The 25652-nt window shown below is 66.2% G+C and carries 21 protein-coding genes; 10 read left to right on the top strand and 11 right to left on the bottom strand.

From position 1 onward, the window contains the following. Nucleotides 1-20 precede the first annotated feature (20 nt). From ASE91_RS16410 to ASE91_RS16395, 4 genes are all read right to left on the bottom strand, one after another. On the bottom strand, nucleotides 21-557 hold the full coding sequence (locus tag ASE91_RS16410; RefSeq protein WP_235530537.1) for a hypothetical protein: 537 nt from the start codon (nucleotides 555-557) through the stop codon (nucleotides 21-23). Between the two features lie 144 nt (nucleotides 558-701). Continuing rightward, complete coding sequence (locus tag ASE91_RS16405) at nucleotides 702-1394, bottom strand: glutathione binding-like protein (protein WP_056628120.1); 693 nt, start codon at nucleotides 1392-1394, stop codon at nucleotides 702-704. 182 nt (nucleotides 1395-1576) lie between these two features. Further along, complete coding sequence (locus ASE91_RS16400; RefSeq protein ID WP_327196798.1) at nucleotides 1577-2119, bottom strand: phytanoyl-CoA dioxygenase family protein; 543 nt, start codon at nucleotides 2117-2119, stop codon at nucleotides 1577-1579. Beyond that, complete coding sequence (locus ASE91_RS16395) at nucleotides 2116-3342, bottom strand: SGNH/GDSL hydrolase family protein (RefSeq protein WP_235530536.1); 1227 nt, start codon at nucleotides 3340-3342, stop codon at nucleotides 2116-2118. The genes ASE91_RS16400 and ASE91_RS16395 overlap by 4 nt, the downstream gene beginning before the upstream one ends. Nucleotides 3343-3885: 543 nt before the next feature. Here ASE91_RS16395 and ASE91_RS16390 point away from each other — a divergent pair. Genes ASE91_RS16390 through ASE91_RS16375 form a run of 4 tightly spaced genes read left to right on the top strand, consistent with a single transcriptional unit; the run spans nucleotide 3886 to nucleotide 7877 of the window. Then, on the top strand, nucleotides 3886-4866 hold the full coding sequence (locus ASE91_RS16390) for an SGNH/GDSL hydrolase family protein (RefSeq protein ID WP_162233674.1): 981 nt from the start codon (nucleotides 3886-3888) through the stop codon (nucleotides 4864-4866). 35 nt (nucleotides 4867-4901) lie between these two features. Then, nucleotides 4902-6113 carry a GDSL-type esterase/lipase family protein gene (locus ASE91_RS16385; RefSeq protein WP_235530535.1) on the top strand — a complete coding sequence of 404 codons (1212 nt, stop codon included), beginning with the start codon at nucleotides 4902-4904 and terminating at the stop codon, nucleotides 6111-6113. Continuing rightward, the gene (locus tag ASE91_RS16380) at nucleotides 6114-7517 is read left to right on the top strand and encodes an MBOAT family O-acyltransferase (protein ID WP_056628110.1); all 1404 of its coding nucleotides are present in this window, start codon (nucleotides 6114-6116) and stop codon (nucleotides 7515-7517) included. It abuts the gene before it with no gap. Between the two features lie 12 nt (nucleotides 7518-7529). Then, nucleotides 7530-7877: a hypothetical protein gene (locus tag ASE91_RS16375; RefSeq protein ID WP_055999750.1), complete on the top strand. Its 348-nt coding sequence runs from the start codon at nucleotides 7530-7532 to the stop codon at nucleotides 7875-7877. Nucleotides 7878-8128: 251 nt separating this feature from the next. On the opposite strand, the gene ASE91_RS16370 is transcribed toward ASE91_RS16375, so the two are convergent. Beyond that, nucleotides 8129-8707, bottom strand: a complete 579-nt coding sequence (locus tag ASE91_RS16370) for a cell wall hydrolase (RefSeq protein ID WP_082454082.1) — start codon at nucleotides 8705-8707, stop codon at nucleotides 8129-8131. A gap of 407 nt (nucleotides 8708-9114) precedes the next feature. On the opposite strand from ASE91_RS16370, the gene ASE91_RS16365 reads away from it, so the two are divergent. Continuing rightward, nucleotides 9115-9492 (top strand): YbaN family protein, encoded by a 378-nt coding sequence (locus ASE91_RS16365; RefSeq protein ID WP_055999745.1) that lies wholly within the window; start codon nucleotides 9115-9117, stop codon nucleotides 9490-9492. 77 nt (nucleotides 9493-9569) lie between these two features. On the opposite strand, the gene ASE91_RS16360 is transcribed toward ASE91_RS16365, so the two are convergent. Next, entirely contained in the window at nucleotides 9570-12062 is a 2493-nt protein-coding gene (locus ASE91_RS16360) for an ATP-binding protein (RefSeq protein WP_235530534.1), read from the bottom strand. Between the two features lie 300 nt (nucleotides 12063-12362). Here ASE91_RS16360 and ASE91_RS16355 point away from each other — a divergent pair, with 300 nt between their 5' ends. Genes ASE91_RS16355 through ASE91_RS16345 form a run of 3 tightly spaced genes read left to right on the top strand, consistent with a single transcriptional unit; the run spans nucleotide 12363 to nucleotide 16741 of the window. Next, nucleotides 12363-12920 carry a PAS domain-containing protein gene (locus ASE91_RS16355; protein WP_056628812.1) on the top strand — a complete coding sequence of 186 codons (558 nt, stop codon included), beginning with the start codon at nucleotides 12363-12365 and terminating at the stop codon, nucleotides 12918-12920. After that, nucleotides 12913-16356, top strand: coding sequence for a chemotaxis protein CheB (locus tag ASE91_RS16350; protein ID WP_268795970.1), 3444 nt, complete (start codon nucleotides 12913-12915; stop codon nucleotides 16354-16356). Before ASE91_RS16355 ends, ASE91_RS16350 begins: the two co-directional genes overlap by 8 nt. Further along, the gene (locus ASE91_RS16345; protein WP_055999740.1) at nucleotides 16349-16741 is read left to right on the top strand and encodes a response regulator; all 393 of its coding nucleotides are present in this window, start codon (nucleotides 16349-16351) and stop codon (nucleotides 16739-16741) included. The genes ASE91_RS16350 and ASE91_RS16345 overlap by 8 nt, the downstream gene beginning before the upstream one ends. A 61-nt stretch (nucleotides 16742-16802) precedes the next feature. On the opposite strand, the gene ASE91_RS16340 is transcribed toward ASE91_RS16345, so the two are convergent. The 3 genes from ASE91_RS16340 to ASE91_RS16330 all read right to left on the bottom strand — a co-directional run bounded on the left by ASE91_RS16340 (nucleotide 16803) and on the right by ASE91_RS16330 (nucleotide 20236). Beyond that, nucleotides 16803-17804: a glycoside hydrolase family 5 protein gene (locus ASE91_RS16340; protein WP_056628101.1), complete on the bottom strand. Its 1002-nt coding sequence runs from the start codon at nucleotides 17802-17804 to the stop codon at nucleotides 16803-16805. Nucleotides 17805-17833: 29 nt separating this feature from the next. After that, complete coding sequence (locus tag ASE91_RS16335; protein WP_056628098.1) at nucleotides 17834-19330, bottom strand: lipopolysaccharide biosynthesis protein; 1497 nt, start codon at nucleotides 19328-19330, stop codon at nucleotides 17834-17836. A gap of 66 nt (nucleotides 19331-19396) precedes the next feature. Then, nucleotides 19397-20236, bottom strand: coding sequence for a glycosyltransferase family 2 protein (locus ASE91_RS16330; RefSeq protein ID WP_082454081.1), 840 nt, complete (start codon nucleotides 20234-20236; stop codon nucleotides 19397-19399). A gap of 300 nt (nucleotides 20237-20536) precedes the next feature. Here ASE91_RS16330 and ASE91_RS20015 point away from each other — a divergent pair, with 300 nt between their 5' ends. Together ASE91_RS20015 and ASE91_RS16320 are read left to right on the top strand one after the other, a co-directional pair. Beyond that, the gene (locus ASE91_RS20015; RefSeq protein ID WP_235530533.1) at nucleotides 20537-21409 is read left to right on the top strand and encodes a hypothetical protein; all 873 of its coding nucleotides are present in this window, start codon (nucleotides 20537-20539) and stop codon (nucleotides 21407-21409) included. Nucleotides 21410-21423: 14 nt separating this feature from the next. Continuing rightward, nucleotides 21424-22629 carry a glycosyltransferase gene (locus ASE91_RS16320; RefSeq protein ID WP_162233672.1) on the top strand — a complete coding sequence of 402 codons (1206 nt, stop codon included), beginning with the start codon at nucleotides 21424-21426 and terminating at the stop codon, nucleotides 22627-22629. A gap of 1 nt (nucleotide 22630) precedes the next feature. On the opposite strand, the gene ASE91_RS16315 is transcribed toward ASE91_RS16320, so the two are convergent. Together ASE91_RS16315 and ASE91_RS16310 are read right to left on the bottom strand one after the other, a co-directional pair. Next, entirely contained in the window at nucleotides 22631-24088 is a 1458-nt protein-coding gene (locus ASE91_RS16315; RefSeq protein WP_056628084.1) for a tryptophan halogenase family protein, read from the bottom strand. Next, nucleotides 24085-25581 carry a tryptophan halogenase family protein gene (locus tag ASE91_RS16310; protein WP_056628067.1) on the bottom strand — a complete coding sequence of 499 codons (1497 nt, stop codon included), beginning with the start codon at nucleotides 25579-25581 and terminating at the stop codon, nucleotides 24085-24087. The genes ASE91_RS16315 and ASE91_RS16310 overlap by 4 nt, the downstream gene beginning before the upstream one ends. Nucleotides 25582-25652 lie beyond the last annotated feature (71 nt).

The raw sequence follows: 25652 nt of genomic DNA, 5'->3' as shown, positions 1-25652 counted from the left end.
ACCCGCCGTCCGGCGTGGGATCAGCCGGCGATATGCGGCGCGCGGCGCTGCATCCGCTTTTCACGCGCCATGAAGCGTTCGGCGGGATCGATTTGCCCGTCCTTGTTCACGTCCATGCGTTCGAACCGGGCGAGCGCGCGCGCCTGAAACGCGGCGCGGGTGATGGTGCCGCCCTGCTGTCCCTGCCGGCTCATCCGCTGTTCGCGCCCCTGACGGCGTTCGGTCGCATCGACCTTGCCGTCGCGGTTGACGTCCTGCCGGTCGAAGCCCGCAGCGGCCATCGCGCGGAACTCGCCGCGGGTGACGACGCCGTCGCGGTTCGCATCGGCCCGTTCGAGCATCCGGCCGCCGCCACGACGGCGTGCCCCGTCCTCGCCGGCTGGACCTGCCGCGACGGCACGTTCGGTCGCGCTGATCTTGCCGTCGCGGTCGGTGTCCAGCGCGTCGAAGCGCTGGTCGGCGCGGGCCATTGCATCGGCGCGGGTGACGACGCGGTCGGGACCGGGCGGTGGGGTCTGTGCGGCGAACGCCATGCCGGGCAGGGCGATGGCGGCCAAAGAAGCGGCAATGATGAACGATCGCATGACGAACCTTTCGAAAACGGGAGCAACCCCGGTAAATGATGCCCCCGTATCGCCGCGACTTGTCGTCAGCCTATGTCGCCGCCGCACCTTTTTGTCGCAGTTTGTCGCAACGCTCGCTCAGCTTGCGGCCGGCGTACCGAACAGCACGCGACGCTGCTCGTCGGTCATCGGCTGCTCGCGGTAGCCGACCGCCTTGCCCTTCTCATAGGCGGCAACGGTCGCCGGACGCGCGGCGATCGTATCGAACCAGCGCTTCAGATGGGGAAAGTCGTCCAGCTTTTGCCCCTGCGCTTCGTGCGGCACGATCCATGGATAGGCGGCCATGTCGGCGATCGAATAGTCGCCCGCGACGAACGGTCGGTCGGCCAGCCGCTTGTCGAGCACCCCGTACAGCCGCGCCGTCTCACGGATATAGCGATCCTGCGCGTAGGGAATCTTTTCGGGCGCGTAGACGTTGAAATGCAGGTTCTGCCCGGCCATCGGCCCCAGCCCGCCCATCTGCCACATCAGCCACTGGATCGCGTCATACCGCCCCGGCAGGTCGGCGGGCAGGAACCGGCCGGTCTTTTCCGCCAGATACAGCAGAATCGCACCCGATTCGAAGATCGCCAATGGGCCGCCGCCGCCCGCCGGTTCGTGATCGACGATCGCCGGCATCCGGTTATTGGGTGCGATGGCCAGGAACTCCGGGCGGAACTGCTCGCCATTGGCGATGTCGACCGGGTGAATGGTGTAGGGCAGCCCCGCTTCCTCAAGGAACAGCGTGATCTTGTGGCCATTGGGCGTCGGCCAGTAATGCAGGTCGATCATGAAGCAGGCTCCGATTGGTTCGCGCCGCACATGGGGCGCGCTCCCGCTTGCGCCAAGGGTCAGACGCCCAGCCACGCCAATCCGCCGGGAAGCGGCTGCGCGGCGAAATCGACCTGCAACACCCGCCGTCGGGCCGGACGCATGGCGGCGTCGGACGCATGCAGGATCGGCGTCGCATAGAGCTAGATATCGCCACGTCGTGCCAGACAGGCAAGGATCCTGCTGGCACCGACGACCCCCTCCACCGCGCTCTCGGCGATGCGCCCGAGCTTGTGCGACCCGAGCGCGACCAGCAGCGGTGCGTTATCGACCGGAACCGGATCGAGATGAACCCGCAACGTCACCATGGTTTCGAGCAGCGCGAAGGGTGGGGCGACATGTTGCAGCCCCTGTTTGACGGTCCACGGACCGAAACCCGCCACGTCGCGCCGTTCGCGCACCACGATCGTCCGGTCCTGATGCCAGCCGAGCGCCCAGTTGGTCGCCGCCGACTTGTCGAACAGCAGCGCGCGGACGGGCCGGGTTTCAGGCCCGAGCACGTCGCCTGCGACCGCACCGATCGCGCCGCCCGGTGCCAACAGGTCGCGCAGCGCCGCAACGCCGTGCAGTTGCACCCCCGCACGTTCGATCGGCACCGTGTCCAGCGCCGCCTCGATCGCCGGCAGGACGCTCGCCGCCGCGCGCGACGGCAGCATCGCCCCGTCCCGCTCGAGCGTCGGTGTCACCTCGCGAACAATCCCAGCGGGACGGCATCAGCCATCGCCTGATACCCCGCCGTCGACGGATGCAGATGGTCGCCCAGGTCATATGCCGGCAACAGCCGGTCGGGCCGGGTGGGATCGCGAACGATGCGGTCGAAATCGATCACCGCGTCGAAATTGCCCGGCGTACGGATCCACGCATTGATCGCTTGCCGCGAACCCTCGGCCGCCGCATCGGGATGGTAATATTCGTTGCCCATGAACGGCATTACCGTGCCGCCGATGACCTTCAGCCCCTTGGCACGGGCGCGGGCGACGACCTGCGCGTAGCCGGCGATCATCCGGTCGACATGCGCGCGTCGCTCGTCGGCACTGGCCGGCTTTTCGCGCGCCAAGCCGCCCAGATCGTTGATCCCTTCGAGCAGGATCAGGTAGCGCGCGCCGGGCTGGCTCAGCACGTCGCTGTCGAACCGCGACAACGCGTTGGGGCCGAGACATTCGATCAGCAGGCAATTGCCGCCGATCCCATGGTTCAGCACCGCCACCTCACGCGTCGCCCGGTTCGCCGCGAGTCGTCTGGCAAGGCCATCGGTCCAGCGCTGGTTACCACCGTCCTTCACGCCGTACCCGTCGGTGATCGAATCGCCCAGCGCGACGATGGCCCGCGCGGTCGGCGCGGCATCGATTTCGACCGCTGCGATCTGGAACCACCGCTCGATCGGCACCGCACCGGCAAAGGCGACATCGGACAGCCGTTCGCCTTGCGCGATCCAGCTGCGGGTCCGCGCGCCCGGATGGCCGGTCTGTTGTAGCGGCAGGTCGGCGAAGCGAGTGCTGATCGCCAGATCGGCGAGTGCCGTTACCGGCAACGCGACCGGATCGGACCAGAAGTCGGCCCCCGGCGGGATTTCGACCATCGCCCTGCCACCGAACGTCAACGCCCGGTCGCTACCGTCACGGATCGACGCGGCAGCCGGACCGGTCGCCAGCGCAATGCTGGCACCGGCGATGCGCAACGGCGTCGCGCCGAACCGGTTCGAGAATCGCACCCGCACCGCCCGTCCAGCGATCGTCACCCGGACCACCTGCCGCACCGTCGCGCCGCGATATTGCGCGTCGATCAGGCCCTGTTCGGCACTCCGTTTGATCGGCGACGTCGTCCAACCCGCGACCCACGGTGCGGCATGCACCGGCATCGCCACCGTCGCCAGTGCAACGGCCGCGCCCAGTAACTTGCACATCCTCATTTCCAGTTCCCCAACCCAATTCCCGACACTGTTATCACAATCGGCCCGACGGTTTCACGTACCCCTGTTGATTTGGTCCCATATCGAAAAGCATCGAATGGATGGCGAATTGATATTGGATTATCAGTACGTTGCTATCGTTTATTCTGCGGTTCCGGCCCAACCGGGATGTACTGGATATGCCGGACCGGGGCGTTGCGCGATTGGGAAATAGCCGATCGGACGGTTTGCGTAGATCCGACGGCGTCGTCGGTCGACGTCGACCGAACACCCATTAACGGTTGGCCTAGTATAGCGCATGCCGCTTTCCGACCCGCTGCAAACCAGCACTAGCCATGGATTTCGCCGCGCATTCATCGGTTCTTTTCGACCAACGCACTATTCCCCGCCGTCGTCCAGCTAGTCTCTGCGACGATCAATCGCCCGGTCTGCCGGTTGGGTCGCGCTGGGTCGGCTTGCCGGGATTTGCGGGACGGGGTACGCGCATCGCATCACCCGCGCGCTGCGATGCGCGCCTATTTCTTACCTGAACGAGTATCGAACGTGACTGCTGTCTCTCGCGCGACGGATTCCAGACTGTGGTGGCTGGGGGACCGGATGGCGGTCCTCGTCCTTGGTCTGATCGCGGGGTTCGTGGTCGGGCTGTCCTTCGCCGGGCAGGGGCGGATCGAGTTGCCCGACGCGCCCGCACCGACGACCTCACCGACGCCGCCACTGGCCCCCGGCGCATCCTCTACCGGGCGCGATACCGTCGCGCCGGCGGCAATACCGCCTTCGGCAAACGCCCGCACCGTCGACAGCCCGCTCGACCCGCGCGTGATAGACCGGATGCGGCGGGACGGCGTGCTGCGGGTCGGCGTGTTCGGCGACAGTTTCGGCAATGGCATCTGGGATGCGCTGTACCGGCAGTTACCAAAGAGCGACGGGTTCGAGGTTCTGAAGTTCGCCAAGGAAGCCACTGGTTTCACCCGCTATCGCACCCTCGACCTCGAACAGCGTGCCCGTGAACAGTTGCGACAGCAACCGGTCGACGCGGCGGTCATCAGCTTCGGCGCGAACGACAATCAGGCGGTGTTCGCCGACGGGCATCTCCATCCGTTGATGAGCGATGGCTGGAAACAGGTCATCGGCGATCGCGTCGACAAGTTCGTGGCGGCGGTGCGTTCGTCCGGCGCAGTCGTCTACTGGGTGGGGTTGCCGGTGATGCGGGATGCGCAACTGGATGCGGATATGCAAGCGATGGACGCGTTCTATGAGGAGCATATGCGTCGTCTGGGCGTGCCGTTCATCGATTCGCGGCCGCTGACGCTGGATGCGGAGGGCAAGTACAACGCCTATCTGCCCGACCTGAAAACCGGCAAGCCCGCCCTGATGCGGACCGGCGACGGGCTGCACATGATCGGTGTCGGGTATCAGCGGCTGACCAACGGCGTCGCTGCCGACCTGCGGCGCTATGCCGAGCGGGTGCGACAGGCCGCCGGCCGCCCTGCGCTCGCGGCGAAGCCGACCGGGAGCGGCAACTAATGCCCGCGCTGCTCGCTTGGGCCATGGCGCAGGCCATGGCGACATCGACCTGTCATGGCGCGTTGTGCGACGCCGACCGTATCCGCCCCTTTCTCGAAAAGCTGGCGACGGCCCGCAGCAGTTTGGCACCAGTCCGCATCCTCCAGATTGGCGACAGCCATACCGCGGGTGACCAGATCACGGGAAGCTGGCGAACGCTGTTGCAGACCCGTTATGGCCGTGGAGGGCGCGGAACGCTCGCAGCTGGAAGGCCTTACGCCGGTTATCTCACACGCGATGTCACTGCGACCCAATCAGCCGGGTGGAGCGTCAACGGTATTTTCGGATCGGCCTATCAGTCGGCCGGCAGCGTGCGGATGGGCGTCAGCGCGTACAGCCTCTCCAGCGACACGCCGGGTGCAACGATTACCCTTGGTGCCGATGACGGGCGTACGTTCGACCGCTTGACCGTCTGTGCGCTGACCGGGCCGGGGGCAGGGACGGTACAACTCGGCATCGGTGCCGCGGTCGTCGAATGGCCGCTGGCGGCGCTCGAACCCGGCAGCCGCTGCCGTACGCTCGACGCCGGTGCCGATGCTGCGATCGCATCGGCCACCGTCGTCACAGGACCGGTGACGCTGACGTCGTGGAGCACCGAACGCAGCGTGGGCGGCGGGGTGATCCTGTCGAACCTCGGCACCGTCGGTGCGCAATTCACCCATTTCGATCGTACCGACGACCGCGTCGTCGCGACCGAACTCGCCACCTATCGCCCCGACCTGATCGTCGTCGCGTTCGGCACCAACGAGGCGTTTCGGCCCGGATTTTCCGCCGCAGCCTATGAAACGACGCTGCGGTCGGACCTGACCCGGTTGCGGCGACTGGCCCCCGGCGTCCCGATGCTGTTGTTCGGTGCGCCCGATTCCGCGACCCGCATCCCCAGCCTCCAGATTGGCGAAAGCGGTGCCAGCCTGCCCTGCGCATCCTCCGCGTTGTGGCGACCGACGGCGGCACTGGCATCGGTACAGGCGATCCAGCGGCGGCAGGCAAGGGCGTTCGGCATCGCCTATTGGGATTGGGCGCAGGCCATGGGCGGACGCTGTGTCGCCGATAGCTGGACGCAGGGGGCGACACCGCTGATGCGCGGCGACCATGTGCACTTCACCAGCCGTGGCGGGGCCGAGATCGCGCGGCTGCTGCAAGCCGATCTCGACCTTGCCATGACCAGCCTGACGGCACCCACGGTTCCTGCGCTGACGGTTCGCTAAATGCTGTTTCCCACGCTCAGCTTCGGGCTGTTCTTCCTTGTCGTCTACGCCATCACCTGGTCGCTCGGGCGGTCGAACGAGTGGCGCAAGATCGCGCTGCTGCTGGCAAGCTGGTTCTTCTACGGGGCATGGGATGCGCGGTTCGTCGCGCTGCTGTTCGTATCAGCGTTCGTCAACTGGGCGCTGGCGGCAGCGATCGTGCGCAGCGCGGATCGGCGCGGCCGGGCGCTGGTGACGCTCGGCGTCGCCGCCAATCTGGGCGTGCTCGGCTATTTCAAATATGCCGGCTTCTTCCTCGAACAACTGACGGCGCTGTTGCAGCCGCTGGGCTTCGGCCGCGACCTGCCGCTGTTGCAGGTGGTGCTGCCGGTCGGCGTGTCCTTCTTCACCTTTCAGGCGATCTCGTATCTGGTCGACGTCCATCGCCGCCGGGTGCCCGCCGCGAGCCTGCTCGACCTTACGTTGTTGATGTCGTTCTTTCCGCATCTGGTCGCCGGGCCGATCGTGCGCGGTGCCGACCTGTTGCCGCAGTTTCGCCGCGTGCCGACGATCGATCGCGGCACCGCCGCCGCCGCCCTGCTGCTGATCCTGTGGGGCCTGTTCAAGAAGGCGGTGATCGCGTCGCAGCTGGCCGGGGCGCTGGTCGATCCGGCGTTCTTCGATCCCGCAAGCCGGTCGAGCCTCGACCTGCTGATGGGGGCCTATGGCTATGCGGTGCAGATCTATTGCGATTTCTCCGCCTATTCGGACATGGCGATCGGGCTGGCGGCGCTGCTCGGCTATACTTTTCCGCGCAATTTCGATCAGCCCTATCGTGCCGCCTCGCTGCAGGATTTCTGGCGGCGCTGGCATATCAGCCTGTCGAGCTGGCTGCGCGACTATCTCTACATCCCGCTCGGCGGCAGTCGGAAGGGGCCGGTGCGCACCTATCTGAACCTGTTCCTGACCATGTTGCTCGGCGGGCTGTGGCATGGTGCCAGCTGGAGCTTCGTGATCTGGGGCGCGCTGCATGGCGGCTGGCTGGCGATCGAACGGTTCTGGTCGCGGCATCGCCCGGCCGGGCTGCCGATGGCGCCGCGCTGGGCCGGCATCCTGCTGACCTTCCACATCGTCGTGCTTGGTTGGATATTCTTCCGTGCGCAGGGGGAGGGGGAGGCATTCGCCTATCTCCGCCAGCTGTTCGCCGGCGATTGGCGCAACACGCTGGTGACTCCGCTGTCGCTGGGGCTGGTCGCACTGGGGCTTGCAATCCATGCCGTGCCGGTCGGCATCCTGCCGGGCATCGCGACGCGCGTGCGGACGCATGCCGCGCCGGTCATCGGGCTGGCGCTGGCTGCCCTGATCCTGATCGTCGACGCGATGCGGCCCGAAGGGGTCGCGCCGTTCATCTATTACCAGTTCTGACGGAGCGCGAGGATGACCACCGGTGCCGAACAGGGAGAGATCGCCGAGGTCGGATCGCCGGTGCTGGTGCCGGCGGCCCCGATCGACACGGTGCGGCCGTGGCGCTGGATGACCGGCGTCATCGCGACGGCAGCGCTGCTACTGAGCGTCTTCAACGCACACGCGATCGGGTCGTGGTTCGACGAATTGCCGCCGTCGCCGCTCACCGAGCCGCTCCGCGCGCCGATCGCGTCTTGGGTGGCGTTGACGGGGAAGCTGGGGTTCGACGCGCCGCGCGCGGCGGTGCGCAGGCGCTGGGAAGCGGCGCAGGCGGCACGGTTCGGCGACGAGCAGCCGGGCGAGGATGGCAGCGCGCGCTGAGAACGGGCGGGGGGATGTCCGTTTCTTTTCCAGAGTCGCTTTCGATCAAGGCTGATCGCCCTCACCCTTCCGCGGCTGCGCCGCTCCCTCCCTCTCCCGCAGGGAGAGGGAGGGATGCCGAGGCTGCGAACGGTGAAGGCAATGAAAGGCGGTAGAGTCACCGCGCTACCCCACAAACAGCAACGCCCGCGCGAGCCTTGCTCAGCGCGGGCGTTGCGGAAACGCGATCCTGCCGGGGCAGGCGGCGTCGATCAGCGGTAGAAGGTGTGGTCGGCGATCTGGGTAACGCGGGTGCGCCTGGGCATCGACGCGCCGGCCGAATGGAAGAACAGTGCGCCGGGGGCGACGTCTTCGCCCTTGCCGCTCAACGTGCGCTTGGCGATGTCGACCGCGTTTTCCCAGCGGCCATTGTTGCGCGGGGGGTCATAGGCGTCGACGTTGAAGAATTGGCCGCGCTGCTTGACGACGCCACAGGCGCTGTCGGCGAAGCGGCCGCTGTTGACGCGGGCGCGGATGACCTGCGCCACGGCGACCTGTCCACGATGCGGCTGATTGCCGGCTTCGTGCACGACGACCTTGGCGATGCACTCGACTTCACGCTTGTCGAGGCGGGTCGTTTCGGTTTCGGAGAGGGCCGGTTCGGCTTCGGGAAGGGCCTGCACCACCGGGGCGGGTGCGGCAAAAGCGACGGGGGCAGGGACGTCGGCAACTGGTGTCGATTGCAGGGCAACCTCTGGTTCGGAATCCGTGCTCATCGCGACATGGGCACTCGCGACGCCGCTTACTGCGGTCAGGCTCCACAAAACCAATACGGACCAGCGCTTATTCATTCCCACTCACTGCTTGTGCGCAAGGGTGCCCGCCATCGGCCGCAGAAACGCGGACAAAATAGAGCGGCCGTCAGGAACCCCCACGTCTCGCCGTCCGTTACCTGCTTCTCGAAAGCGCAGATCGCCGGACCGGCTAAACTCGGACCGGCTCTTCGCCGTGATGCGGTGAAGTGTCAACGCAACCGCCGTTCATCGGCGATGAACCGTTCGCGGTATCCGATCAATCCATGGCCGAAACGATGAACTCGGCAGGTGTTAATCGGTTTAAACCATGACCGGCGTCGCGCGATTGTCGCGAATCGACTTTAGTCATGCCCGATCAACCTTCCGTTCAGCTTCGGCGGTATCGGGATCGTCGGGCACACGGTAGGGTGCCGATCATGGTCCCGCCCGTTTTTCCTGAACCGATGAAGCGCCGGATACGGCTGGTGCGGTTCGGCTGGATCGTGCTTGGTTGGTGCTTCGTCCTGTTGGGGGTGGTCGGTGCGCTGTTGCCGGTGATGCCGACGACGATCTTCCTGATCCTGGCCGCCGCCTGTTTCGCGCGCGGGTCGCCACGGCTGGAGCGGTGGCTGCTCGATCATCCGCGCTTCGGCCCGACGCTGACCGCATGGCGGCAGGACGGGGCGATCGGCCGCCGAGCAAAGGCGATGGCGTGTGGCGGCATCGCGGTCGGATATGGGTTGTTCGTGTGGAGCGCAGGGCCGGGTCTGCTGCTCGGCGGCGGCGTGGCGGTGCTGATGGCGGGCTGTGCCGCCTACATCCTCTCGCGCCCGACACGATAGCCTTCACCGGCCGCAGGGTCATGGTCGTCCTTCGCCGAACCGTCCCCTTGCGAACCGGCACTGGGTTGCGCGCTGGATCAGGTTAGTTCGAGGACCTCGATCACGTCCTCGCTTGCCGCGGCGGTGGCGGCCAGCGCCGTCAGGCTGGTCTGCAATTCGTCGTTGCGGAACGGTTTGGTAAGGCGCGGGATATCCGAATCGATGCCGGCTTCCTCGGCGTAGCCCGATACGATCAATACCGGCAGCAACGGATGGCTGGCCTTCAGCATCCGGGCCAGTTGCGCGCCGCTGATACCCGGCATCAGATGGTCGGTAACGACGATATCGGGGCGCAGCCCGTCGTCCATCATCCGCAGCGCGTCCTCGGCGCTGGCGGCCTCGACCACGTGGTATTCGAGATCGGCCAGCATGTGCGCCGTGCTCATGCGGACCAGTTCCTCGTCGTCGATCAGCAGGGCGGTGCCGCGCCGTGCCGATAGCGGCTGAACGTCGACGACCGGTTCGTCGGCGCAGATCGCCGTCTCGCTGACCGGCAGCCACAGGCTGACCACCGTGCCATGGCCGGGCGTGCTGTCGATCGTCAGCCCGCCACCCAGCTGCGCGGTCAGGCCATGGACCATCGACAGTCCCAGTCCGGTGCCCTTGCCGACGCCCTTGGTCGAAAAGAACGGCTCGATCGCGCGGCGACGGGTTGCATCGTCCATGCCGATGCCGCTGTCGCCGACGCTCAGCCGGACATATCGTCCCGGCGCAAAGTCGCCTCTGTTCGCGGATAGGACGGTTTCGTGTCGCGCGCTGATCGTCAGCGTGCCGCCTTCGGACATCGCATCGCGCGCGTTCACGGCCAGGTTCAGCAACGCCATTTCGAGCTGGTTCAGGTCGGCGCGCGCCGGGGGCAGGTCGGTCAGGTCGACGCGCATCGCGATCGTCGGTCCCAGCGTCGATCCGATCAGCCCGGCCATGCTGTCGATCACCCGCGCGACATCGACGGCGGTCGGTTGCAGCGGTTGGCGGCGGGCAAAGGCCAGCAGGCGCTGGACCAGCGTCTTGGCACGCTCGGCCGATTGCAGGGCACCGCCGATCAGCCGCCGCTCGCGATCGCTGCCCACCCCCTTGCGGACCAGCATGTCGAGCGAGCCGATGATCGGAGTCAGCAGATTGTTGAAATCATGCGCCACGCCGCCGGTCAGGCTGCCCATCGCCTCCATCTTCTGACTCTGGCGCAGGGCGTCGCGCGCCACTTCCAGATCGGCCTCGCGTGCCTTGGCATTGCTCAGGTCGCGGCCGACCGCGACGAAATTCATGCCGTCGGCCTCGGGGGCGACGGTCCATTCGATATGCTTCCAGTCGCCCTCGCGGGTCTGGATCCGGTTTTCGAACCGGGTCGGCTGCCGCCGCTGGGCCATGCCCGCGATCGCCGCCAACGTGTGGGCGGTATCCTCGGGATGCATGAAGCTGGCGTACCCACGCGACAGCAGTTCGGCTTCGCTCCAGCCCAGTATCTGCGTCCATGCCGGGCTGACCGCCGACATCATGCCGGCGAAATCGGCACGCGCCAGCATGTCCTGCGACAGGTTCCACAGCCGGTCGCGTTCGGCGGAGCGGATCGCGACCTGTTCCTCCAGCGTCTCGTTCAGCCGGCGCAGGCCCTCTTCGGCACGGGCGCGTTCGACCGCATTCTTGACGCGTTCGCCGACCTCCTGGACCAGATGTTCCTCCGCCGCCGTCCATGCGCGGGGATGGGCGGACTGGACCGCCAGCACGCCGACGCGATCGGTCTTGTCGAACAGCATCATGTCGACGAATGCCCCGACATGCCGTTCGGCCAGACCGGCGCGGGCTGCGTCGTTCAGGTGCATGTCGCCCGCCACGTCGGCGACGACCAGCGGCACGCCGCTGCGATAGGCGTCGAGCAGGCCGGGGCCGAACGCTTCGAGCGAATGGACCCCGGCAAGCGACGGCACCCCCCGACAATAGTCGCGTTCGACGACCATCCGCCCGTCGGTGCCGATCTCGGCATAGAATACCCGCGATGCATCGAGCCAATCGGCGATGCGTTCGCAGGCGACGGTCGTGATCTCCCGGCGCGTCGCGAGCGGCCGGAGCGCATCGGACAGCGACAGCAGGAACCGGCTGTGGCGGACGCTGGCAAACCGTTCGGTCGTGTCGGCGAGGATGCAGATGACGCCCGCCGGCACCCCCCCTTCGTCGAGCACCGGTGAATAATCGAGGTCCATCCATACCCGTTCGGGCCAGCCGCTGCGCGCGAGCGTCATTTCCTGATCGCGGTAGCGCAGCGTTCCGCCGGCCAGTACGACCTGCATGACATGGTCGTTGAAAGCGGCGACTTCCGGCCAGCCCTCACGGACGTTCGACCCCAGCAGCCACGGATGCCGCGCATCGGCGAAGACCGAATAGGCGTCGTTGTACAACATCACCCCGTCCGCGCCCCACAACAGCACGATCGGCACCGGCGAGCGGAGCGTCATGGCGAGCGTCGTGCGCAAACACTGCGGCCAGCCATCGATCGGTCCGAGCGGCGTCAGCGCCCAGTCATGCGCTGCAATCATCGCGGCGCAGTCCCCGCCACCGGCAAGGAAACCCGGCAGGGCTCGCGAGGCTTTTGCAAGAGCGGCAGGAATGTCCAACATGCGGGTAAATAGTCCTGATCTGGGCATGGCCCGCCGAATAGGTCGGAAGTACCGCAGTGATCTACAGTGTTCCTGCCGGAAATACGATCCGGATTGCATTATCGTTCAAGGGGGTGGCTGCAATGGCATGTCGATCGGCGTCGCCGTTCGTTCCCCGTCCGCAACCGGGTTGTTATCTTCCCGGATTTGCGGGTAATCCGGAATTGAAGAGGAGTGCGCGTGCAACAGGAACTGCCAAGGTCGCTCGTCGACTATCTACGACAGTCGCGCGTCGCCCTGGCCGTCGCTTCCGCGCATGACGACAATCATCTGTTGATGGTGAACGACCCCTTCTCCGCGCTGACCGGTTATACCGCCGACGATGTGGTGGGTCGCAACTGCCGCATGCTTCAACGCGACGCTCCGAACGTTCAGCCGCGTGCGAAGCTGCGCGATTTCCTGGTGCAGTCCGACCAGACCAACGTGCGGACGCCGATCGTTAATTTCCGCAAGGACGGGAGGCCGTTCGTCAACCTGCTGTATATGTCGCGGCTGCGCGGGATCGACGGGCGATGCGATTTCGTCTTCGCGTCGCAGTTCGACGTCAGCCGGTCGCAGCCCGAATTGCTGGCCGAATATGACGAGCAACTGCGCGCGACGCTGGGCAAGCTGGTCCCGATCGCGGGCGATGCCGGGATCGTGGTCGAGGGTACGTTGCTGACCATCGCCAACAGCGCCGCGATCGTGGCACAGGCGAAGATGATGCTCGCCGATCTGGAGTCCGCCCCCGGTGCATGATGGAACGACGTCGCGGCCCGATGCCGCGCCGCAGACGACGGCGGTGCCGATCGTCGGCATCGGTGCGTCGGCCGGCGGGCTGGAGGCCCTGCGCGAGATGCTGGCCCCGGCGACGCTGCCGACCGGGCTGGCGTTCGTCATCGTCCAGCATCTCGACCCCAATCACGAAAGCATGCTGGCGCAACTGCTCGACCGCACCACCGCACTGCCGGTGCTGCAAAGTGCGGGCGGCGAGCGGGTCGAGGCCGACACCGTCTACATCATCCCGCCCGGCCGGGGCCTTGCCGTACGCGACGGCGTGCTGGAGCTGACCGAATTCCAGCAGCCGCGCGGGCTTCGCCGTCCGATCGACGATTTCTTCCTGTCGCTGGCCAGTGACCAGCAGTCGAACGCCGCCTGCGTGATCCTGTCGGGTACCGGCGCCGATGGCACCACCGGGCTGCGCGCGATCAAGGAAAATGGCGGCGTCTGCGTCGTGCAACAGCCCGAAAGCGCGCGGTACGACGGAATGCCGCTGTCGGCGGTCGGCACCGGCATGACCGATTTCGTCCGGCCGCCGGGCGAAATCCTCGAATGCCTGCAACGTTTTTTCGCGCGGCGGCGCAGCGATCCGGCCGAGCGCGAGGCCGATGTCGTCGCCGATCACGTCGACGAACTGTGCCGGGTGTTGCGATCGGCGATCGGCCATGATTTTTCGGGCTATAAGCGATCGACCTTCGTCCGCCGGGTCGAACGGCGGATGCATGTGCTGGGCATCGATACCGGCCGGGCGTATCTGTCGCGGGTACGCGGCGATGCCGGCGAATGCGAGGCGCTGTTCCGCGATCTGCTGATCAACGTCACGCGCTTTTTTCGCGATCCCGAAGCGTTCGAGCAATTGCGGGTGCGCGTCATCGAACCGTTGATGGCGCTGCGTCCGGGTGACGAGGATCTGCGCGTCTGGGTGCCCGGCTGTTCGAGCGGCGAGGAAGCCTATACCATCGCGATGCTGTTCGCCGAGGCCGCGCGCGCGAGCGGCCAGCCGCTGGCGGTGCAGATCTTCGCGACCGATATCGACGAGCAGATGCTGGGCATCGCCCGTGCTGGCAGTTATCCGATCTCGGCGCTGGTCGACCTGCCCCCGGCGCTCCGCGAACGCTATACGGTGCCACATACCGACCGGTTTTCGATCACGCCGGAGATCCGCGACATGATCCGGTTTTCCAGCCACAGCCTGGTCAAGGATCCGCCCTTTTCCCGGATCGACTTGGTGTCGTGTCGCAACCTGCTGATCTATTTCGACGATCGGTTGCAGCAATCGGTCGTGCCGCTGTTCCACTTCGCGCTGCGCGAGGGGGGCTATCTGTTCCTCGGGCCGTCGGAAAGCGTCGGCCGGTTCGAACACCTGTTCCAGCCGGTCGATCCATCGGCGCGGGTGTTCGTCCGTACGGCCGGTGCGACCAGCTATCCCGTCGACCTGCCGGCCAACACCTATCCGCCGGTCGTCCGGCGCGAGCGCGGCGACCGGACCGACAGCCGGTCGCTGGGCAGCGAGGCGACGGCGATCCGGCGCGTGGTCGAACGCTATGCACCGCCCAGCCTGATCGTCGATCAGGACGGAGGCATCGTGTCGGCCTATGGCAAGCTCAGCCGCTATTTCGAATTTCCGGTGACGCGGACCGGGGGCAGCAGCGCCGTCAATCTGGCGCGTCCGGGATTACGCACCGTCATCGGCCCGCTGTTGCGGCAGGCACGCGACGAAAAGCGGCGCACGGTCGCGCGCGACGTGACCGTCGAGACCGATTACGGGACGCAACCGATCGAGGTGATCTGCGACCCGTTGGGCGACGGCACGCTGCTGTTCGTGTTCCGCGAAACGGGTCCGTTCCAGCCCGTCGATGGCGACGACATGCGCGATCTGGAAGCGGGGCAGGACCATATGGAGGCGTTGGAGGACGATCTGCGCCTCACCCGTCACCGCCTGCGCTCGGCGATCGAGGAGCTGGAGACTGCGAACGAGGAGCTGAAAAGCTCCAACGAAGAAATGATGTCGATGAACGAGGAGCTTCAATCGACGAACGAGGAATTGACGACCGTCAACGACGAATTGAAAAGCAAGGTCGACCAGCTGACCGTCGCCAATTCCGACCTGCGCAACTTCTATGCATCGACCGAACTCGCGGTGGTCGTCCTCGACGCCGAGATGAAGGTGCGCAGCTATACCGACGCGGCGACGACGATCTTCCCGCTCAAGCCCGCCGATCGCGGCCGGCCGTTGACCGATGTCGCCAGCCGGTTGCAGGGGTCCGACCATCTCGACGATGCCCGTGCGGTCGTGAGCGGTGCCGCGCCCCGCCAGCGTCGGGTCCATACCCATGACGGCCAGCGCATCTTTTCGATGCGCGCCTTGCCCTATCGCAAGCAGAGCGGCGCCGTCGATGGCGCGACGCTGGTGCTGACCGACATTACCGAGGCGCTGGCGCTGGAACGGCAGCTGGCGGCCGAGCGTGAGCGGCTCGACATCGCGATCAAGGCCGCGGGCATCGGCGTGTGGGAATATGCGCCCGAGTCCGGTGAACTGGTCCTTGATCCGGTCGAGCGCGCATTGTTCTCGCTCGAAACCGACGATGCCGACAATATCACGACGTTGCTCGACCGGATCCATGCGGAAGACCGGATCAGTGTCGAGGCGGCGCTGCGTCGCGCCATCGAACGCAGCGGCGATTACGAGGCCACCTTCCGCGTCGATCGGCCCGATGGGGAAACGCGCTGGGTAAAGGGATTCGGGCGGATCGTCGCGGGCAGCGCGCCGAAGCGGCTGGTCGGGGTGTCGATCGACGTGACGCCCGAATATGCCGTCGCCGAAACCCGCGAGCTGATGTTGCGCGAGATGAACCACCGGGTGAAGAACCTGTTCGCGGTGATCGCGGGCATGATTACGATCGCGTCGCGCAGCTACGACGACGTTTCGGGGTTTGCTGACGATATCCGCCGCCGAATCGCCGCGCTGGGCTCGGCGCATTCACTGGCATCGCCGGCGGGTCAGCCACAGGCGGTCGGGCTGGACGACATCGTCGAAACGACGCTCGCGCCCTATCGCGACCATGCACGGATCGAAATCGATGGTCCGGTCGTTGCACTCAACCGAAACTGCCTGTCACCGCTGTCGCTCATTCTACACGAATGGGCAACCAATTCGGTGAAATATGGGGCGTTGGGCAGTGACGGCCAACGCGACTTGCAAGTCCGGTGGCAGGTCGGGGACGGGGGAATAGAACTGACATGGACCGAGGAAACGGACGACACCCAGCAACCGGCATCGGGCCAGCGCGGCTTCGGATCGGTGCTGGTCGAAACCAGCGTGCGACAGCTGCGCGGCACGACGCGCCATGTGGTCGAGGACGGGGTGTTCCGTCTGGAAATCCGGTTGCCTGCCGCCGTGCTGCGGCATGACTGATCCGGTTCTGCTCGTCGAGGACGAGCTGTTCATCGCACTGGACGTACAGGCGACCATCGAAGCGGCGGGCTTCGCGGTCGAAGGGCCATGCATGACGCTGGTCGAGGCGCAGGAGGCTGTCGATCGCTTCAACGCCGCATTTGCCGCAGCGGTGCTCGATGTCCGTCTGGCCGATGGCACGGTGTTCGAGGCGGCCGACCGGCTCCACGCCGCCGGGGTGCCGCTGATCTTCCATTCGGGCCATGCCGACGATGCCGACTTACGGCGACGCTATCCGAAGGCGATGGTCTGTCCCAAGCCGAGCGCACCCGACACGCTGGCAGCTGCGATCCGCAGCGCGGCGATGCGGGATGGGGAAACGTCGCACCGCTCTGCAACCGGCTGATCGTTCCGGACCAGCCGGACGGAGGCGGGCACGTGCTGCGTCCCGCTTTGCCGACAGCGCGCTATTTCGCCCAGAGCGAGCGGATCAGCCGACCATTTTCGGTGTCCCAGCTCTTCGTGCGGTCGCCGATGCTCTCGCCCCGGAACAGATAGGTTTTCGACCAGCGCGGACCCCAGCCCCATGCCGCGCCGCCGACCACTTCCGGCGTGGTGCGGAAGAAGGCGACGATGTCGTCGACCATCGCCTGACACGTCTTCGGCACCGTCTTGGCCCGGCCGAACGCGAATTCGCCGACATAGAGCCGCATGCCGAGCTTGCGCGCCGCCTTCACCGAATTGCCGAGCGGCCCGGTCGCCGGATAGGGGCGGCATTCCGGCGTCGCGCCGGAGCCGCCACGATTGAAGTAGCGGTGCGGCGACAGCCAGGTACGCTTCAGCGGGTCGAGATCGGCCAGCGTGGAGATACCGCCGCGGTTCAGGCTGCACAGTGCGCTTTCGCAGGCCCGTTTCGGCGGCTCGCCGCGATCGGCCCGACCGAACCCCGACCATCCGCGCCATTCGAGGATCAGCTGGTTGTCGACCCCGGCCTTGCGCAGCGCATGGATCAGGTCGCGGGCGTCGGGCCCCCAGCTTACCCACGTCCCGCCCTTCGGCTCGTTCTGCAGGTCGAACGCGACCAGCGGCTGGCCGCGATACCGGCGTCCCATCCGCAGCCAGAAGTCGCGGATGTCCGGGTCGCCGATATTGCCATAGCTGTGTTCGTCGATGACCATCAGCATGCCGCGCGCCGTCCCGCGCTGGATCAGCGCATCGAGCGCCGCCAGCTTCTCCGGCGTGTCGAGCCGGGTGCGCTTGATGGGCAGGCGGATGCTTTTCGCACCGGCATCGGCGTAGAAATCAATGTCCTGCGGTCGGATCGGCAGCGCTTCCTTGAACTCCAGACCGCTGACGTTCACGCCCCACCATCGGTCCTGTTCCAGAAACGCATGGCTGTCGCGGCGCGGTGCCGCGGCGGCCGGCATGGCCGATACCGACAGGGCGAGGAGGAGCGGGGCGATCTTCATGGTCCGGGTCCTTGGGGTTCGGTGGGCGGTTACTTCACCGCGAACCGTCGCAGGCCGGTGAGGGTCACGATCTTGCCCAGCCCGATCGCGTCGAACAGATCGATCAGCGCGACGCGCGTCGGCCGGACGATCAGACCGAATGCCAGCGTGCAGACGCCGCCGACCGCAAAGCCGACGATCGACGTGACCGCATCGGACCACATGAACTGATAGGACAGCAGCAGGCCGAGCCCCGCGCCGGTCGCGGCGACGATGCCGAGCAACAGGCCCGGCAGGCCGGAGCGAAGCTGATCTCGTCCGCCGACCGGCCCGGTACGGCCCGATGCGAAGACGCGGACGAACGCCATGAAGATCGATGCCGCGCTAAACCCGACCGCCGCGCCGGCGATGCCGAACTGCACGCCGATCAGGATGGCGACGATCCGCACGATCATGTCGACGACGCCCAGCGTCCGAAGCTCGCTCGACCGGTTCTGGGACACGAACAGGTCGCCGGCGGCATAGCCGAACCCGACCGCCGCCAGCGACGGGGCGAGCAGCGCCAGCACCAGCCCGGCATCATGCCACCGGTCGCCGAGCAGCGTGCGGACCAGCGGCACCGCGACGATGCACAATGCCGCCGATGCCGGGATCAGGAAGGTGCACAGCCGCCGGACGAGCCCCAGATAGGCGCTGCGATATTCGTCGGGATGCGGGCGCATCCGGGCGAGGAAGGGCAGGGTGGCCTGTGCGATCGGCTGCACGATGTTGAGCGTGGGAATCTGGAACAGCGCCTGCGCCCGGTTGAACTGGCCGAGCGGTGCCGCCCCCAGAAACCGGCCGATGATGATCGGCGCGGCGTTGCCGGCGGCGAACAGCGCCAGCGAATAGATCGAGGTGTTGGCACCGAATGCCAGCAATTCGCGCAGGTTTTCGGGCCTCGCCGGACGGTCGGGCTTCCACCGGTTGCTGCCGACATACATGATCGCGCCGCTGACCAGCTGGGCGACGTTGCCCAGCACGATGGCCCAGACGTTGCGGTAGAGATAGGCGAGCACCAGCGTCGACAGGAACCCGATGAACAGCGACGCGGAATCGATCAGCGCGAGGCGTTTGAATTGCAGGTTGCGCGACAGCATCGCCTTGTACTGCGAGGCGATGCCGCTGAACAGGAACCCGACGAGCGACGCCAGGATGGTCCAGACGATGATCGGCTGACCGTAGAAGTCGGCGATCCACGGCGACGCGATCCCGATCGCGACGGTCAGCAGCACCGTCGTCGTCGAATTGAACCAGAAGACGAAGCTCATTTCCGCCTGGCTGATGCTGCCCTTGCGCATCAACGCGTTGGTCATGCCGAAATCGCGCAGCGTCACCGCAAAGGCGAGCATGATCAGCGACATGTTCGCCAGACCATAATCGGTCGGCGACACCAGCCGGGCGATGGTGAAGGTCGATACCAGCGAGATCGTCAGTGTGAAGGCACGCCGCGCCAGCAGGGCTTTCGGCCCGACCTGCGCCCGCCGTTTGGCTTCAGCGATATCCACCAGTCTGTCTCACTTTCATCGTAATCCTGGCCGGCGAACCGATCGTCGGTCGTCCGGCACCATGCGTCAGCGGTGCAGGATGCGCTTCAGATAGCGCACCGGCCCGTGCGCGCGCACCAGCTGCGCGCTGAGTATCAATTTTTCGAACCTGCTCTTCGTATGGATGCGACGGATGCCGAGCATCGTCGTTTCCAGATCGCGCCACACCTGTTTCGACATGCGCTTGCCATGCCGGTCGAGGAAGAAGCCGATGCCCGCCGCCCGGCGCAGCGACGGCGTGGCGATGCGATCGCCCGGATGGAAGCGCCATTCGGCAAGCGGCTCGGGATCAACCGCATAGGTGACGCCCGCGTCGAGAACGCGGACGAAAAAATCCCAGTCGTTGAACACGGTCACCGCCGGATCGAACCCGCCGACCCGGTGATAGGCGGCCCGATCGATCACGAAATTGCTGCCCGTCATCGACCCGTTCTGCAGCAGGGCGGTGTCGGCGGTCAGGCCGGTCAGCTGCGCGCGCGGCTTGACGCTATGTTCGTCCTCGTGGTGCAACAGGCCGCTGATCACGAGGCCGACCCGCTTCTGCCCGGCCAGTCCGACCAGCCGTTCGAGGAATGGCGGATGCCACAGATCGTCATCGTCGAGAAAGCCGACCCACTGGCCCGTAGCCGCCTGCGCGCCCTTGTTACGCGAATGACAGACGCCGCCCGCGTCGTTCGCGATATACCGCACTGCAAAAGGGAGCCGTGCGTCGGCTTCGGCAACCACCGCCTGCGTCGCCGGATCGTTCGCATCGTCCACGATCAGCAGTTCGGCCGGCTGCAACGTCTGGGCCGCAACACTGGCGATCGATTCGCGCAACAGATGGGAACGCAAGTGCGTAGGTATCACGACGGAAACAGCTTGCATGGCCGTTCGCCTAGCCTACCACGCACCGCAGCGAAAGGGTTTTACGGCGCGCGCCCCGATAGTTTCCCGATCCGCCGGTGCCTTGGCTGCATTTCGCTATATTCCTGCGCGCGTCTTGCCTGTACCAGCAGGGGGCTGGAAACGGCTTGGCATCGGTTTGCGGTTGCTCCATTGGTTCGCACTTGCAGCATGACATTCGGTTCGATCCGTACCGTGCCGGGGGCTGGTTTCGATCGGATCTAAACAGGGAGGTGTTCGACCATGAGTGTGGCTGGATCGAACGAGCGGCTTGCCATTTTGATGATCGCGATCGGCGCACGGCCATGGTCGCGCGTCACGTCCGAGCTGTTCCGCGACTATGCGAAGCGGTGCGGGGCAACCTTCATCCTCCAGACCGAAGAACCGTCGGACGAGGACTTTCCGCTGCCGGCACTGCCCGACAGTCCCGGGCGCGCCCATAAGCGCGTGTATGCGCTGAAGGCGTTCCTGCCATGGCGCCTGTTGGCGATGGAGGGGTATGACCGGGTTCTGGTCGTCGACGATTCCTGCTGCGTGAAGCACGACGCGCCCAACGTGTTCGACTTCATCGAACCGGGCGCGGTCGGCCTGACCGAAACCAGCCATGCCCATGCCGAGCTCAGCTTCAAGGAAATCCGCAAATATCTGAAGGCACGCGGCGAGCCGGAAATTCCCTATAACCCCGAGCATTACATGAACTCGGGCGTCATGCTCTACACGCGGGGGATGGCCGACGCGATCTCGCCCGAACGCATCCTTGCGGCACGGGAGATGCTGTTCGCGGCATATCCGCACCAGACGCTGACCTATTATTTGCTCAACAGTGCCAAAGTGCCGCTGACGATCCTGCCCAAGGCGTTCAACCGGCTGCCGGCGTCGACGCTGCCGGCTGGCGAATGGGCCGACATGACCGATGCGACGCCGTATCTGAGCGACGACGACGATACCTATATCTATCACGTCACCGGCGCGTTCAAACGGCGCGACGTGCTGATCCCGTCGCTGGCATTGCATCTGCTGGCGAAGACCGATCCGGAGCGCGCGCGGGCATTGGCCGCAACCATGCCGATGCCGACGACCTCCGCGCCGGCACCGGTCGAACGGCCGGGTATCGGACGGCGGATCGCCCGCAAGCTGCGGTCGCTGGTCGGCTGACCATGGCCCAGCCGATGCGTATCGCTTTCTTCCTCGCCGCCTATCCGGTGCTGTCCGAAACCTTCGTGATCCGCCAGATCCGCGGCATGATCGACCTCGGCCACGAAGTGACCGTCGTGACCGGAAAATATCATCCCGACGTGGCCGATCCGCTGGCGGGGAAGGTGCAGTTGCGCGCCATCCGCACCGCGCGCGATCCGCATCGCTCGATAATGGGACGGATCGGGCGCGGCGCGACGGCGATCCTCGGCAGCCGTTTCCGCAACACGCTGATCCGCGCGATCAAGGCGGCGAAGGGCGGCTATCATGCGCCGCTCGCCGATCTGGCGGGGACGATCGGGCGGCATCTGGGCAGCTATGACGCGATCATCGCACATTTCGGCCCGCCGGGCGTTCGCGCCGAGTTCCTGCGGTCGGCAGGCGTCATCGACGGGCCGATCGCCACGATCTTCCACGGGCTGGACATTACCGAGATCGCGCTCATCCAGCAGATGAAGCCGTTCTACCAGCAATTGTTCGCGCGGACCGAACGGCTGCTGCCGATCAGCAATTTGTGGCGTGAGCGGCTGATGGGCTGGGGTGCCGACGATGCGCGGATCACCGTGCTGCGAATGGGGGTCGATATCGACGAGGCGGCGGTGCCGTCGTTCGACGCGCCGATCCAGTCGCCGTTGCGGGTGCTGAGCGTCGCGCGGCTGGTCGAGAAGAAGGGCATCGCCTATGCGATCGACGGCGTCGCCAGGGCGAAGGCCGACATTCGCTATCAGGTGATCGGCACCGGTCCGCTGGAACAGGAACTGCAGGCGGCGGCACGACCGTCGGGCGATGCGATCGCGTTCCTCGGACCGCAGCCACACGGGCGGGTGTTCGCCGAACTGGAACGGTCGGACGTGTTCCTGCTGCCGTCGGTCACCGCCGCCAATGGCGATATGGAGGGCATTCCGGTGTCGCTGATGGAGGCGATGGCCAAGGGCGTCCTCGTCCTCGCCACGCGGCATAGCGGCATTCCCGAACTGATCGAGGATGGTGTCTGCGGGCTGCTGGTCGACGAGCGCGACGGCGATGGCATCGCCGCGACGCTCGACCGGATCGCGCGAGGGGAGGTCGATGTGGTGGCGCTGCGTCGTGCCGCGTTCGCCAAGGTTGTGAACGACTATAACAACCGCAAGCTCGACCGGCAGCTCGAAGCCGTCGTCGCGGCGATGAAGGCGGGGCGCTGAGTCAGACCGGGGCGAAGTTCAGGCTGCACCCTTCGAGAAACGCGCCGATCTTTCGGGCGGCGTAGAAGTCCATATCGTCGCGTCGCGCCTCGCTGACCGATGGGAACGCGCCATAGCCGGCGAGCAGGCAATGCCATGACAGGGTGCCGAAATGGCTGCGCTGTCCCTGACGTGCCAGTTCCTCGGCGATGTCGCCACGCCGGAACCAGCGGTCGAGGATGTGGAGCAGCGGATCGGACAGCGCCTCGTTCGCGGCATTGGCACGCCAATAGTCGGTGCCAGTGCGGGTGTTCAGCTTGTAATGCGCGACGATATAGTCGCGCACGCCGTCCATCCGCTCGGCCGCTACCGTATTGAACGCGGCGCGATGCCGGTCGGTACAGCCGCCGTCGCGATAATGGCGGATGAACTGTTCGACGGTGCCGAGCACCAGATGCAGCGCGGTTGCCTCCAGCGGTTCGATGAACCCCTGCGACAGGCCGACCGCGACGCAATTGCGTTCCCAATGGCGCGCGACCTGTCCGACGCGGAAGGTCAGATGGCGGGCCTCTACCGCGTCACTGACCCCGAGCGTCCGGCGCAGTTCGCTCTCGGCGGCGTCGGGCGACTGGAAATCGCGGGCATAGACATAGCCGTTGCCGACGCGATGCCGCAGCGGGATCGACCAGCACCAGCCGTTCGACAGGGCGGTGGCAACGGTTTCGACCGGCGGCCGGCCGGTCATCTCGGTTGGCACGACCACGGCGGCGTCGTTGAACAGATGGTCCTTGAAGCTGTGGAACGGCACGCCGAGCGTGCGTTCGATCAACAGGCCGTTGAAGCCGCTGCAATCGAGAAAGATGTCGCCGGCGATCGTTTCTTCCCGGTCGGTCACCAGCGCGGCGATGTCGCCATTTCCGGCGCGTCGGACCTCGGTCACCGTGGCAGGGCGATGGACGACACCGCGCGCGATCGCCAGTTCGCGCAGGTACTGGCCGAGCAGGCCGGCATCGAAATGATAGCCATATTCGATGCGGAACGGGAAGTTCGGTGGGGCGACGGGGGCCAGCCCCTTTGCCGACAGCACCCCGTTCAGCAGGAAGTCGTCGGGCCGGACCGGTACGTCATGGCCGAGGCGTCGGTTGCGGCAATTCAGGATGAACGCGTCCTCGGTATGGACGTCGATCTGGGTCGTGAACGGGTGACGATAGTCGCGCCACGGTGCGGCGGGGCTCCAGTCGACGAAGCGGATGCCGGCCTTGTAGGTCGCGCCACAGCGCGGCATCCAGTCGGCCTCCGCCGCGCCGATGATCTCGAAGAAGCGCTTGAGCGACGGCGTCGACCCTTCGCCGACGCCGATCGTGCCGATCTCGGGCGATTCGACGACGGTGATCGTCGCGTCGGGCCACGCGCGTTCGAGCAGATGCGCGGTGATCCATCCCGCCGTGCCGCCGCCCAGGATGACGAAGCTTGGGCTCACCCGGCCGTCCCGCCGAACCCGCGCAGCCAGCGATCATGGGCGGGCATATTGGGCACCGGCTCGCGCTTCATCGCCGCCAGTTGCCGCAGCTGCTCGGCCAGCTCCGCATCGGTCGGTCCGTCGGCCAGCGGGTGATAGTCGGCCGGCTCGATACCTTGCCCCATCAGCACCTGTACCCAGGACGCCTCCATGAAGATGTCGAGCGGGTCCTGCGTCAACGTGCCGGTCGCGCGGAACAGCGCGATCTTGTCGGCCAGCCGGTCGGGCAAGGCCATCGTGCGGACATGCCGCCAGAAGTCGGAATCGTCGCGGCGGGTCGCGTGGTAGTGGAGGATGATGAAGTCGCGCACCGTTTCGAACTCGGTGCGCGATTGCCGGTTATATTCGGCGATCTGGCGGTCGTCGAACCCGGCATGGGGGAATAGGTGCAGCAGCCGGACGATCGCCGACTGGATCAGATAGATGCTGGTCGACTCCAGCGGTTCAAGGAACCCGCTCGACAGCCCGATTGCGACGACATTATGGTGCCATTGCCGCCGGGCGCGGCCGGTGCGGAACGGGATGATGCGCGGGTCGGCCAGCACGTCGCCATCGAGATTGCCGAGCAGCAGGTCCGCCGCCTGATCGTCGGTCAGGTGGCGGCTGCTATACACCAGCCCGTTGCCGACCCGGTGCTGCAACGGAATCCGCCATTGCCAACCGGCGCTGCGAGCGGTCGACCGGGTATAGGGCGGCGTGTCGTCGTGACGCGTGGTCGGCACCGCCATGGCGCGGTCGCAGGGCAGCCAGTGGCCCCAATCCTCATAACCGACGTTCAACTGCCGCTGGATCAGCAGCCCGCGCCCGCCCGAACAGTCGATGAAGAGATCGCCGTTCACCCCGCGCCCGTCTCGCAGCGTGAGTGCAGTGACGTGGCCGGTCTTGCCATCCCGCGCGACCTGTTCGACCAGCCCCTCGACCCGCTCGACGCCGCGCGCTTCGCTGTAGCGGCGCAGATACTGCCCATAGAGCGCGGAATCGAAATGATAGGCATAGGGCAGGTGCCAAAGCGGATCGTCGACCTGAATCTTCGCGAACTTGCCCTCGCGCGCGCACAGATAGTTGAGGTCGTAGTCCCAGTAATCGGCGGCGATGCCGGCACGCTTCGCCCGGTTCCAGTAATGGTGGAACGAGCAGAAGGCGGTGTTGCGGCCCGCCGCGCCGAAGCTGTGGTAATAGGATTGGCCGATCGCGCCCCAATCGTCGAAGCGGATGGCGAGTTTGATCGTCGCGCGGGTCTCGCGGAGGAATTCGGCTTCGTCGATGCCCAGCACCGCGTTGACGTGCTGGATCGGCGGAATCGTCGCCTCACCCACGCCGATGATGCCGATCTCGTCCGATTCGATCAGCGTGATGCGGACCTGCGGGCCGATGACCTTGGCGATCAGCGCCGCCGTCATCCAGCCCGCCGTCCCGCCGCCGACGATGACGACCCGCTTGATCGCAGCGGCCATGCGCGTCTCTCCTTCGTGCCGGTACGACCTATCCCCGCCGGACGCTGCCGGCGAGGATATTGTCGTGAACC

This window comes from Sphingomonas sp. Leaf62 (genome assembly GCF_001421915.1).
GTDB lineage: Bacteria > Pseudomonadota > Alphaproteobacteria > Sphingomonadales > Sphingomonadaceae > Sphingomonas.
This window is presented reverse-complemented; position numbering and strand designations above follow the sequence as displayed.

Coding starts and splice junctions, on each gene's coding strand:
- ASE91_RS16405 (WP_056628120.1), bottom strand. CDS start 1,394: ATGATCGACCTGCATTACTGGCCGACGCCCAATGGCCACAAGATCACG.
- ASE91_RS16395 (WP_235530536.1), bottom strand. CDS start 3,342: ATGAGGATGTGCAAGTTACTGGGCGCGGCCGTTGCACTGGCGACGGTG.
- ASE91_RS16385 (WP_235530535.1), top strand. CDS start 4,902: ATGGCGACATCGACCTGTCATGGCGCGTTGTGCGACGCCGACCGTATC.
- ASE91_RS16380 (WP_056628110.1), top strand. CDS start 6,114: ATGCTGTTTCCCACGCTCAGCTTCGGGCTGTTCTTCCTTGTCGTCTAC.
- ASE91_RS16375 (WP_055999750.1), top strand. CDS start 7,530: ATGACCACCGGTGCCGAACAGGGAGAGATCGCCGAGGTCGGATCGCCG.
- ASE91_RS16370 (WP_082454082.1), bottom strand. CDS start 8,707: ATGAATAAGCGCTGGTCCGTATTGGTTTTGTGGAGCCTGACCGCAGTA.
- ASE91_RS16365 (WP_055999745.1), top strand. CDS start 9,115: ATGAAGCGCCGGATACGGCTGGTGCGGTTCGGCTGGATCGTGCTTGGT.
- ASE91_RS16360 (WP_235530534.1), bottom strand. CDS start 12,062: ATGATTGCAGCGCATGACTGGGCGCTGACGCCGCTCGGACCGATCGAT.
- ASE91_RS16345 (WP_055999740.1), top strand. CDS start 16,349: ATGACTGATCCGGTTCTGCTCGTCGAGGACGAGCTGTTCATCGCACTG.
- ASE91_RS16340 (WP_056628101.1), bottom strand. CDS start 17,804: ATGAAGATCGCCCCGCTCCTCCTCGCCCTGTCGGTATCGGCCATGCCG.
- ASE91_RS16330 (WP_082454081.1), bottom strand. CDS start 20,236: ATGCAAGCTGTTTCCGTCGTGATACCTACGCACTTGCGTTCCCATCTG.
- ASE91_RS20015 (WP_235530533.1), top strand. CDS start 20,537: ATGATCGCGATCGGCGCACGGCCATGGTCGCGCGTCACGTCCGAGCTG.
- ASE91_RS16320 (WP_162233672.1), top strand. CDS start 21,424: ATGCGTATCGCTTTCTTCCTCGCCGCCTATCCGGTGCTGTCCGAAACC.
- ASE91_RS16310 (WP_056628067.1), bottom strand. CDS start 25,581: ATGGCCGCTGCGATCAAGCGGGTCGTCATCGTCGGCGGCGGGACGGCG.